Source organism: Mesorhizobium sanjuanii (assembly GCF_002529485.1).
GTDB classification, from domain to species: domain Bacteria; phylum Pseudomonadota; class Alphaproteobacteria; order Rhizobiales; family Rhizobiaceae; genus Mesorhizobium; species Mesorhizobium sanjuanii.
Genome location: NZ_NWQG01000023.1, coordinates 1 through 8371 on the forward strand (window position 1 = coordinate 1; position 8371 = coordinate 8371).

Below are 8371 nucleotides of genomic sequence, written 5' to 3' on the forward strand. Positions count from 1 at the left end.
ATTATTGAACCATAGCAGCCTTTTTAAAAATTTACATGGGGTAAAATTTCCGGATCATTCGAATTCTATCGGAAATTTTCTTGAATAAACCACAATTTCGGACTAATAGAATGAGATCGTTTTTTGGGCCAAGCTTGGCATCTCGCGGCGTCAGAGGTTCTCGACCCGCCAAACTCATTCCAAATCCCCGATACGGGAACGCGCGGCGCATTTTGCCCAGCGTTCATTTCTCTCTTTGAAAGACACTCACATGAACACGGGAACCGTGAAATTCTACAACGGCCAGAAGGGCTTCGGCTTCATTCAGCCGGCCGATGGCGGCAAGGACGTCTTCGTCCATGTCAGCGCGCTTGAACGCGCCTGCTTCCCCGGCCTGGCCGAGGGCCAGAAACTGCAGTTCGATCTGGAGCGTGACACCAAGGGCCGCGAGTCGGCCGCCAATCTGCAACTGATCTGACCCGGCCGAATTCGATGAACGCTGACCACGGATGTACTGGCAGCTCTCGAAAGAGGCTCATCTCCAGCGATTGCCGGTGATAGGAGAAGCGGGGTTCGCCCCGCTTTTTTGCTTTCGGACAGACGCTTTGCTTCCAGGCACGATGCCGATGCCAGGATAGAACTTCGAGGTAAAAGAAATGTCCGGCCGCACCACCCATTCCATCGCGCATTTCGAGGCACCCTTCGCACTCGGCGGGCTGGAAGGAAAGTTGCCGGCGGGAGACTACGACATCGACCATGACGAAGAGCTGATTGACGGCATGTCGTGGCCTGCCTGGCGCCGTGTCGCCACCTTCATCCATCTGCCGGCAAGGACGGTGAAAAGCGCGACCAGCCAGCTTGTCGCCGTCGACCACGCCGAACTCGAAACCGCGCTGAGACTCGATAGGGAGAACGCCGCATGATCCGCTTCCAGCAGAATGCGCGCCCGCGCACCGACACGCCGGCGCATCTTTTCACCGTTGGCCAGACAGTGCGCATGAAGAGCCGTACCGGCCTTGCCCAGAAGGCTGCGGAACTGTTCCAAATCAAGAGCAGGCTGCCGGTCAAGGACGGTTCGCCGCAATACCGCATCCGCAGCGACCAGGAGACCTATGAACGGGTGACAACGGAAGACAATCTCGAAGCGGCCGACAATCCGGCCAGCTAATGCATGTCGCTCAAAAGCATGCCCTCGGGCTTGACCCGAGGGGTGCGTAGCGGTTTTGCGACAACGACCGTGCATAAAACAAGAGCTTAAAGCGCGGCGCACGAATCCGTTCAAACGCGATGCGCTTTAAGCAGCACCAACCGTCAACATACGAGGGATCAGAAGATGGCCAAGGGTCAACAGCGCAGCAACCGCGAGACACGCAAGCCCAAGAAGGACAAGACGGCAGCAAAGCCTGCCTCGCCCTTCGGCTCGACCGTAAAGCAGGCGGAAGCAGGTTTGAAGCCGAAGTCCAAGGGCTAACGCTCCGAAGCACCCCGCGATCCTCTTCGAGCCTGTCGACACCTGCATCGGAGCTGGTGCGACCACGGATTGCGGCATTCCCGCCGCAACATGGAGGCATGCTTGAACTTCGTCATCGAGTTCTATCGTTCGCGCGATGCCGACGAAGCGATGCTCGACAGGGTGCCGCTCGAAGCACCGAACCTGCGTGCCGCCCTGCACGGCGCCAGCGCGCTGTTCCACACGCTGGCGATGCCGCAGATTCCCGACCGCCTGCGTATTTCCGACGAGAGCGGCTGTGAGCTCTATGCCGGGCCAGCGGACGGGACGTATCCGACGCTGGATGAGTAAGACTGCGCTTACCCGACCACGACGCGGATCGCATTAAAGGTCACGTAACGTCGAAGCCATATAAGGGTCCGCTGGAGCGAGGCTCGGTGCCCGTCCCGGCGGGATTGCGCGTGGAACCGGCAGGTCATCACCGGCCGAAGGCAGGAGGCATATGGACAGGCCGCGCATCATCGTGACTGCGGTGGTGTTGGCCTTGCTCGGCGCCATCGTGCCCATCGTGGCGATGTTCCACTTTTCATGGGTCCTGGCGGTTCAGGAAGAGCATGACCGCCTGGCGCTGTTCGCCAACCTCGCCATCGCCAGGGCCGACATATCCCTCAGGGATGCGACCGATGCACTGCGCGAGATCGACCGGTTTGCCAGCGACCGCTGCTCGGATGGCCATATCGCCCGCATGCGGCAACTCACCATCAACACGCGCGCGATCGAGGAAATGGGCTATTTCGAAAATGGCCTGCTCAAATGCACGTCCTGGGGGTCGACCGAAGGGAGCGTCGCGCAAACCGCTCCGGATTTCACCACGCGGGACGGCGTTGCCGTCACGGCGCGCATGCGGCCCTTAGCCAACCATGACCATCCGCTGATGGCGCTGCGCTACAAGGACCACAATGTCCTTGTCGATCCCGTGCGCTTTGTCGACGTCATCGTCGATCCCGGCACTCAGCTCGCTTTGGCAACGAACCAAGGCATCCTGCTCGGCACGCTGAACGGGCCGGATTCCGCCCGCATCGACAAGATCATCGCCGGCCCCGGCAAGGGCCTTGACGACGGCCATCTGTTCGCCACCGCGCGCGGGGCGGACTGGACCGCAGTGGCGAGCGAACCGGAAAGCCAGATCGTGGACAGTGTGCGCAGGCAGCGATTGCTGCTGCTTCCGCTTGGCGCCTTTATCGCCGCCTTCGCCATTGGCACGGTTGTCTGGCTGTCGCGACGGCGGCTGTCGCCGCTGAGAGAATTGCAGATTGCCGTACGCAAGCGCGAATTCATCGTCCATTATCAGCCGATCGTAGAACTCAGGACCGGCAGATGCATCGGAGCGGAAGCTCTGGTGCGCTGGAGGCGCCCGGACGGCTCGCTGGTCCGGCCCGATCTCTTCATCCCGCTGGCCGAAGAGAGCGGCCTGATCGCGGCGATCACCGACCAGGTGGTAGCCCATGTGGTTCTTGACCTGAACCGGCTCCTCGTCGCCAATCGTTCCCTCCACATCGCGATCAACCTCAGTCCCGCCGACGTCGAAACGGCAAGGATCCTCCCCGTCATCGAAAAGGCCCTGCAGCACACCGGAATTCGGCCTCGGCAGATCTGGCTGGAGGCGACGGAGCGCGGTTTCGTCAATATCGATTCAGCGCGCTCGACCCTCATCCGCGCCCGCGAACTTGGCCATTCCGTCGCAATCGACGATTTCGGCACCGGCTATTCCAGCCTCTCGCATCTCGAAGGACTGCCGCTCGATGCGCTGAAGATCGACAAGTCCTTCATCGATACGATCGCCACGAATTCCGCCACCAGTTCCGTCACGCCGCATATCATCGACATGGCCAAGACCTTGAAGTTGAAGATCGTTGCCGAGGGCGTCGAGACGCAGGCGCAGGCCGACTATCTGCTGGAGCGCGATGTCGACTTCGGCCAAGGCTGGCTGTTTGCCAAGCCGATGCCGGCGGCTGAGTTCATCGCCTATTACCGCAAGATGAAACAGTCGGCGTAGAGGCAGTCACAAGGGTGACCAGCCGAGAGATGGGCAAGCCCTATCTCCCCCAGCACGGGGGAGATAGGAGAGCCGTGCCCCTCAGCAGGGGCCGTCGTCGACTACCCGGTAGTCGGCGGCGCGGGCCTCGCACGCATTGGGGAAGGTGCGCAGTTCGCCACGGCGACGGGCGCAGACGGGGGCATATTCGCGCGTACAGAACGTCTGCTCCTCGCCACCGCCACCGCCGCCGTCACGGCACTGACCGTCGCGGATGATGCGGTATCCGGCCCGCTCCGCAAGGCAGGCATTGGCGAAGGTTTGGCGGTCGCCGCCGCGCCTGGCGCAAACCGGGTCATACTGCTTGGTGCAGAATTGCGGTCCAGGCCTTGGCGGACGGTACCCCGGTCCTTCATCCACCACCACCGCGGTACAGGCTGCAAGAACTGTCGACAACAACAGGACGGCAAAACCCTGACGCGAAAAGATTGCCGCAAGAAATCTCATGACTATACTCCCTCGAACCCCCGCTCCGGCGCAAAACGCGCTCCGCTCCGGCGCATGACTCCGAAAATCTATTTTCGGAAAGGATCATGCGCAAAATCAAACTGGATCGATCCTCGTCATTCCATCGGCAAATGCAATCCCGTTTCTGGGCGGCTGCCAGAACGACCGAACGCTTCGCCGACTGGACCATGCGTGGCCGGGTTCTGGCCGATGACCGCACGAAGACCCAGGTCTATCGATGCGATGCGTCGGGACGCACAATGGGTGGCCCGCGGCACTATCTTGCAACCATCACGTTTCCGTGCGATAAATTTTGTGTTCGGGCATTTGCGACCCGGAGAGCGGAACGTTTTGGACGACCTTTCCCCGATACTGTGAATCTCTGACGGCCCCGTTTTTCGGCGGGGGGTTTGACCATGCGCCAATGCATGACTGCCGAAGCAACCACCGGGACTTGCCCACGGCGCCAGGCGGCGGGCAAACCACAAGACTGACACGGGTGAAGGAGTTTCCCCAATGGCCCAGACCGGCACCGTTAAATTCTTCAACGCTACCAAAGGCTTCGGCTTCATCACGCCAGACGGCGGCGCCAAGGACGTGTTCGTCCATATCTCGGCGATCGAGGCTTCGGGCCTGCGCACCCTCGTCGATGGCCAGAAGGTCACTTTCGACGTCGAGCCTGACCGCATGGGCAAGGGTCCGAAGGCGGTCAATCTCCGCGCCGCCTGAGCGTTCGGCGCGTCGCAAGTCCGTTCGGACATTGCGAAACGTCCATGAGCCTCTCCACGGGCTGCGCCGGCTTCCAGGGCCGCATCCGAGTTTTCGAAGGCGCGACGATTATCGTCGCGCCTTTTTCATATCGAGGACGGCGAGCAAAAATGCCCGCAAAAACTTTCACTTGCCGATAGCGCTAAAATAAAGGACAAATTTCACTCGGGCATTTGCCGGCCCGAGACTTGACTTGATGGGATCAAAGGAGCTTCCCATGCCGCAGACCGGCACCGTCAAATTCTTCAATCATGCCAAGGGCTTCGGCTTCATCACGCCGGATGATGGCGCAAAGGATGTCTTCGTCCATATTTCGGCCGTGCAGGCGTCGGGTCTTCCCGGTCTTGAGGATGGGCAGAAAGTGACATTCGACACCGAGCCGGACAAGCGCGGCAAGGGTCCGAAAGCCGTTAACCTGTCGGTCGGCTGAGCCGGCTCAAGACGGCCGAACGGCTCCCGCGCTAGAGGCTTGCTCCGCATGAGCGTGCGACATTTGCCGTCCGTGCCGCGGCCGGTCGCCGATTTCGGCCCGCCAACTTCGTTCAGCCCCCGTTCAGCCACGGTCGCCTATTAATCTTCGGTAAAGCCGGACCGCATCCCCACTGTCGGGCCGGCACGAAGGAGACCGATATGAATCGAATTTTCAAGACCGCCATCCTGTCCGCCGCCGTCGTCGCAACCACGCTGGCGACCTTGCCCGCGGCCAGCGCCGACGATTGGCGTTACCACCGCCACCATCGTGGCCATGGCAATGGCGACGCTGTCGCCGCCGGCGTCCTCGGCCTCGCGGCCGGCGCCCTGATCGGCGGCGCGCTCAGCAATCCGCAGCCCCGCTACTACCCCGGCTATGACGATTATGATCGCTATCCGCGGCCGGCCCCGGTGCGCCGCTACTATGTGGAACCGCGGGTCGCCTACAATGAAGGCTACGCCGAGCCATGGACCCGTGGCTGGTACGAATACTGTTCGGATCGCTACCGGAGCTTCAATGCCCGCACGGGCACGTTCACCGGCTATGACGGCGAACAGCATTTCTGCACCGCCAACTAAAACCAAGGGCTTCCCTGCCCAACAAAAAGCGCTGGCCGCGAGGTCGGCGTTTTTTTGTGTCCGGCTCTCCAACCAAGTTGGCCCGCCAGGGTGTGTTGAGATTCAGGTCAGGCCGAGTCGAAAATGGTGGGTTCCGAGAACCGGAGCGGAGCGTACTCAAAGTACGTGAGCACCGGAAGCGCAGGAAGCCGCCGTTTGCAGGCCGGCCTCACCTGAATATCGGCACACCCTAGACCAGGAACGGATTGCTCCGCCGCTCCTCGCCGAAGCGGCCGCCGGGGCCGTGGCCGCAGATGAAGCCAATGTCGTCGCCAAGCGGCAAAAGCTTGTTTTTGATCGAGGCAATCAGTGCGGCATGGTCACCGCCCGGCAGGTCGGTTCGCCCGATGGAGCCGCGAAACAGGACATCGCCGACATGGGCGAATTTGGCCGCACGGTTGTAGTAGACGACATGGCCCGGCGCGTGACCGGGGCAATGGAAGACCTCGAACGCGTGCTGGCCGAACGAGACGGTGTCTCCCTCGCTGAGAAAGCGGTCGGGCACGCAATTGCGCACGGCATCGGTGATGCCGTAAAGTTTCGCCTGGCTCTCGAGATTGGCGAGCAGCGGACGGTCGGCCTCATGCGGGCCGACAATCTCGACCCCGAGCGCCTCCTTCAGTTCCATTGCGCCGCCCGCATGATCGATATGACCATGGGTGATCCAGATCGCGCCGGCGGTAATGGCATTCTCCTTCAGCACTGCCAGCACCTTGTCGATGTCGCCGCCCGGATCGACGACGACGCCTTGTTTGTCATCCATGTCGAAGAGGATGGTGCAGTTTTGCTGGAAGGGCGTGACCGGCACGATACCGGCATTGAGTTGACCCATGATCGTCCTTTCGCGGTGGCGTCCCAGATGTAATGCATGTCGCGCAAAAGTGTGCAGCGGTTTTGCGATAACGACATGCATAAAAACAAGAACCAAAAGCGCGTCGCGTGAATTCGTTCAAGCGAGCGCTTTAGGGACACAAGCAACTGGCGTCCACCGTGTCATGACAGACCAGGCTGAAATGGAAATGGGCGGCCAAAGCCGCCCATTTGAAAGCCCGAAACCGCCAAGCTTATTTCTTCATTGCATTCATGACCGCGCCGATGATGCCGGTCAGAATGGCGCCACCACCGGCGCCGCCGATGATGTTTTGCAGATTAAGCGCGCTGCCCAATCCGCCTGTTGCCGCTGCCGCCGCTGCCGGGTCGACTGTGCCGCCGCCGAGCAGGCTACCGAGGATGGCTGCGCCGCCGACGCCGCCAACGGCGCCACCAAGGATCTTCGGAAGCTGACCCATCGCCGCCGTCTTGATCGCCGCGCCCACCGCCTGACCACCGATGACACCCGTAATCACCTGAATAATGATCGGAAGAAGCGTGTTCATGTCCATAATACCAGTCCCTCCATAGCTGCCAGCCTCCCGGGCCGACAGCATCATGAGACGCCGAATTGGACGAAAGTCAAATGCAGAACTGCTTAAATAAAAGAGGCGGCCCGAAAACCGCCCCTACTTGTAAAAAAAGCTGTGACTTTCGTTATTCTGCGGCGATCGCGTGCTTGGGTTGAACGGCCGCAGAATAGTCATTCATCAGCGTCTTGGCGATTTCGCCGACCTCGAATCGGTATGGACCGATCTCCGAAACCGGCGTCACCTCGGCTGCCGTCCCGGTCAGGAAACACTGCTCGAAGCCTTCCAGCTCTTCCGGCATGATGGCACGCTCGATCACCTCGAGGCCGCGATCCTTGGCAAGGCCGACGACCGTACGACGGGTGATGCCGTCGAGGAAGCAATCGGGCTTCGGCGTGTGGATCTTGCCGTCCTTGACGAAGAAGATATTGGCGCCCGTTGCTTCGGCGACTTGCCCGCGCCAGTCGAGCATCATGGCGTCGGCATAGCCCTTGGCTTCGGCGGCATGCTTGGACATCGTGCAGATCATGTAGAGACCGGCGGCTTTAGACTTCGACGGCGCGGTGCGCGGATCGGGGCGGCGCCATTCCGCCACATCGAGACGGATTCCCTTCAGCTTCTGCGCGGGGTCGAAATAGCTCGGCCACTGCCAGATGGCGATGGCGCAGTTGATGCGGCTGTTCTGCGCCGAAACCCCCATCTGTTCGCTGCCGCGCCATGCGATCGGCCGCACATAGGCGTCCTGGAACCCTTGCTTCTTCAGCAGCGTGCGGCAGGCATCGTCGATCTCGGCAACCGAATAGGGAATCTTGAAGCCGAGCAGGCGTGCCGATTCATGCAGGCGCTCGCTGTGCTCGGTCAGCTTGAAAATCTCGCCGCCATAGGCGCGCTCGCCCTCGAACACCGCGCTGGCATAGTGCAGACCATGGGTCAGGACGTGGATCTTGGCGTCAGCCCATTTGACGAACTCGCCGTTGATCCAGATAAAGCCATCCATTTGGTCGAAAGGAACGGATGCCATGATAACCTCCCGCGGGCGACGGCCCGCATATCATTGTGTCGTTGCGTTTTTCGTGTCGGCCGCACCGGGCGGCCCATTTCTCAAAGCGTAGAGTGCCTCGAAGCGTAAGCGGATATTTGAGG

The 8371-nt window shown here is 60.9% G+C and carries 14 protein-coding genes; 10 read left to right on the plus strand and 4 right to left on the minus strand.

Features of this window, described 5'->3' with window-relative positions; translation table 11 throughout:
- The first annotated feature begins 250 nt into the window (after positions 1-250).
- From CN311_RS05110 to CN311_RS05130, 6 genes are all read left to right on the plus strand, one after another.
- Positions 251-457 carry a cold-shock protein gene (locus CN311_RS05110; protein WP_097572301.1) on the plus strand — a complete coding sequence of 69 codons (207 nt, stop codon included), beginning with the start codon at positions 251-253 and terminating at the stop codon, positions 455-457.
- A gap of 178 nt (positions 458-635) precedes the next feature.
- Positions 636-902, plus strand: a complete 267-nt coding sequence (locus CN311_RS05115; protein ID WP_097572302.1) for a hypothetical protein — start codon at positions 636-638, stop codon at positions 900-902.
- Positions 899-1147, plus strand: coding sequence for a hypothetical protein (locus tag CN311_RS05120; protein ID WP_097572303.1), 249 nt, complete (start codon positions 899-901; stop codon positions 1145-1147). The genes CN311_RS05115 and CN311_RS05120 overlap by 4 nt, the downstream gene beginning before the upstream one ends.
- Before the next feature lie 165 nt (positions 1148-1312).
- A complete protein-coding gene (locus CN311_RS32455) occupies positions 1313-1450 on the plus strand; it encodes a hypothetical protein (protein ID WP_165779591.1) in 138 nt (45 codons plus the stop codon).
- 102 nt (positions 1451-1552) lie between these two features.
- Positions 1553-1780 (plus strand): hypothetical protein, encoded by a 228-nt coding sequence (locus tag CN311_RS05125; RefSeq protein WP_097572309.1) that lies wholly within the window; start codon positions 1553-1555, stop codon positions 1778-1780.
- 151 nt (positions 1781-1931) lie between these two features.
- The gene (locus CN311_RS05130; protein ID WP_097572304.1) at positions 1932-3485 is read left to right on the plus strand and encodes an EAL domain-containing protein; all 1554 of its coding nucleotides are present in this window, start codon (positions 1932-1934) and stop codon (positions 3483-3485) included.
- Between the two features lie 81 nt (positions 3486-3566).
- On the opposite strand, the gene CN311_RS05135 is transcribed toward CN311_RS05130, so the two are convergent.
- Complete coding sequence (locus CN311_RS05135) at positions 3567-3971, minus strand: Kazal-type serine protease inhibitor family protein (RefSeq protein ID WP_097572305.1); 405 nt, start codon at positions 3969-3971, stop codon at positions 3567-3569.
- An 86-nt stretch (positions 3972-4057) separates the two neighbouring features.
- Here CN311_RS05135 and CN311_RS32165 point away from each other — a divergent pair, with 86 nt between their 5' ends.
- From CN311_RS32165 to CN311_RS05150, 4 genes are all read left to right on the plus strand, one after another.
- The gene (locus CN311_RS32165) at positions 4058-4357 is read left to right on the plus strand and encodes a hypothetical protein (RefSeq protein WP_133117137.1); all 300 of its coding nucleotides are present in this window, start codon (positions 4058-4060) and stop codon (positions 4355-4357) included.
- Positions 4358-4487: 130 nt separating this feature from the next.
- The gene (locus CN311_RS05140) at positions 4488-4700 is read left to right on the plus strand and encodes a cold-shock protein (protein WP_006202520.1); all 213 of its coding nucleotides are present in this window, start codon (positions 4488-4490) and stop codon (positions 4698-4700) included.
- A 256-nt stretch (positions 4701-4956) separates the two neighbouring features.
- Positions 4957-5169 (plus strand): cold-shock protein, encoded by a 213-nt coding sequence (locus tag CN311_RS05145; RefSeq protein WP_008877668.1) that lies wholly within the window; start codon positions 4957-4959, stop codon positions 5167-5169.
- Positions 5170-5369: 200 nt separating this feature from the next.
- Complete coding sequence (locus CN311_RS05150) at positions 5370-5789, plus strand: BA14K family protein (RefSeq protein ID WP_097572306.1); 420 nt, start codon at positions 5370-5372, stop codon at positions 5787-5789.
- Between the two features lie 229 nt (positions 5790-6018).
- Here CN311_RS05150 and CN311_RS05155 read toward each other — a convergent pair whose 3' ends face one another.
- From CN311_RS05155 to CN311_RS05165, 3 genes are all read right to left on the minus strand, one after another.
- Positions 6019-6660 (minus strand): MBL fold metallo-hydrolase, encoded by a 642-nt coding sequence (locus tag CN311_RS05155; protein ID WP_097572310.1) that lies wholly within the window; start codon positions 6658-6660, stop codon positions 6019-6021.
- Between the two features lie 232 nt (positions 6661-6892).
- A complete protein-coding gene (locus tag CN311_RS05160) occupies positions 6893-7210 on the minus strand; it encodes a hypothetical protein (protein WP_097572307.1) in 318 nt (105 codons plus the stop codon).
- A gap of 145 nt (positions 7211-7355) precedes the next feature.
- A complete protein-coding gene (locus CN311_RS05165; protein ID WP_097572308.1) occupies positions 7356-8249 on the minus strand; it encodes a branched-chain amino acid aminotransferase in 894 nt (297 codons plus the stop codon).
- Positions 8250-8371: the final 122 nt, after the last annotated feature.

What these genes read in the sequence shown, in the direction of transcription:
- CN311_RS05110 (WP_097572301.1), top strand. Translation starts at nt 251, where the DNA reads ATGAACACGGGAACCGTGAAATTCTACAACGGCCAGAAGGGCTTCGGC.
- CN311_RS05115 (WP_097572302.1), top strand. Translation starts at nt 636, where the DNA reads ATGTCCGGCCGCACCACCCATTCCATCGCGCATTTCGAGGCACCCTTC.
- CN311_RS05120 (WP_097572303.1), top strand. Translation starts at nt 899, where the DNA reads ATGATCCGCTTCCAGCAGAATGCGCGCCCGCGCACCGACACGCCGGCG.
- CN311_RS32455 (WP_165779591.1), top strand. Translation starts at nt 1,313, where the DNA reads ATGGCCAAGGGTCAACAGCGCAGCAACCGCGAGACACGCAAGCCCAAG.
- CN311_RS05130 (WP_097572304.1), top strand. Translation starts at nt 1,932, where the DNA reads ATGGACAGGCCGCGCATCATCGTGACTGCGGTGGTGTTGGCCTTGCTC.
- CN311_RS05135 (WP_097572305.1), bottom strand. Translation starts at nt 3,971, where the DNA reads ATGAGATTTCTTGCGGCAATCTTTTCGCGTCAGGGTTTTGCCGTCCTG.
- CN311_RS32165 (WP_133117137.1), top strand. Translation starts at nt 4,058, where the DNA reads ATGCGCAAAATCAAACTGGATCGATCCTCGTCATTCCATCGGCAAATG.
- CN311_RS05140 (WP_006202520.1), top strand. Translation starts at nt 4,488, where the DNA reads ATGGCCCAGACCGGCACCGTTAAATTCTTCAACGCTACCAAAGGCTTC.
- CN311_RS05145 (WP_008877668.1), top strand. Translation starts at nt 4,957, where the DNA reads ATGCCGCAGACCGGCACCGTCAAATTCTTCAATCATGCCAAGGGCTTC.
- CN311_RS05150 (WP_097572306.1), top strand. Translation starts at nt 5,370, where the DNA reads ATGAATCGAATTTTCAAGACCGCCATCCTGTCCGCCGCCGTCGTCGCA.
- CN311_RS05155 (WP_097572310.1), bottom strand. Translation starts at nt 6,660, where the DNA reads ATGGGTCAACTCAATGCCGGTATCGTGCCGGTCACGCCCTTCCAGCAA.
- CN311_RS05160 (WP_097572307.1), bottom strand. Translation starts at nt 7,210, where the DNA reads ATGGACATGAACACGCTTCTTCCGATCATTATTCAGGTGATTACGGGT.
- CN311_RS05165 (WP_097572308.1), bottom strand. Translation starts at nt 8,249, where the DNA reads ATGGCATCCGTTCCTTTCGACCAAATGGATGGCTTTATCTGGATCAAC.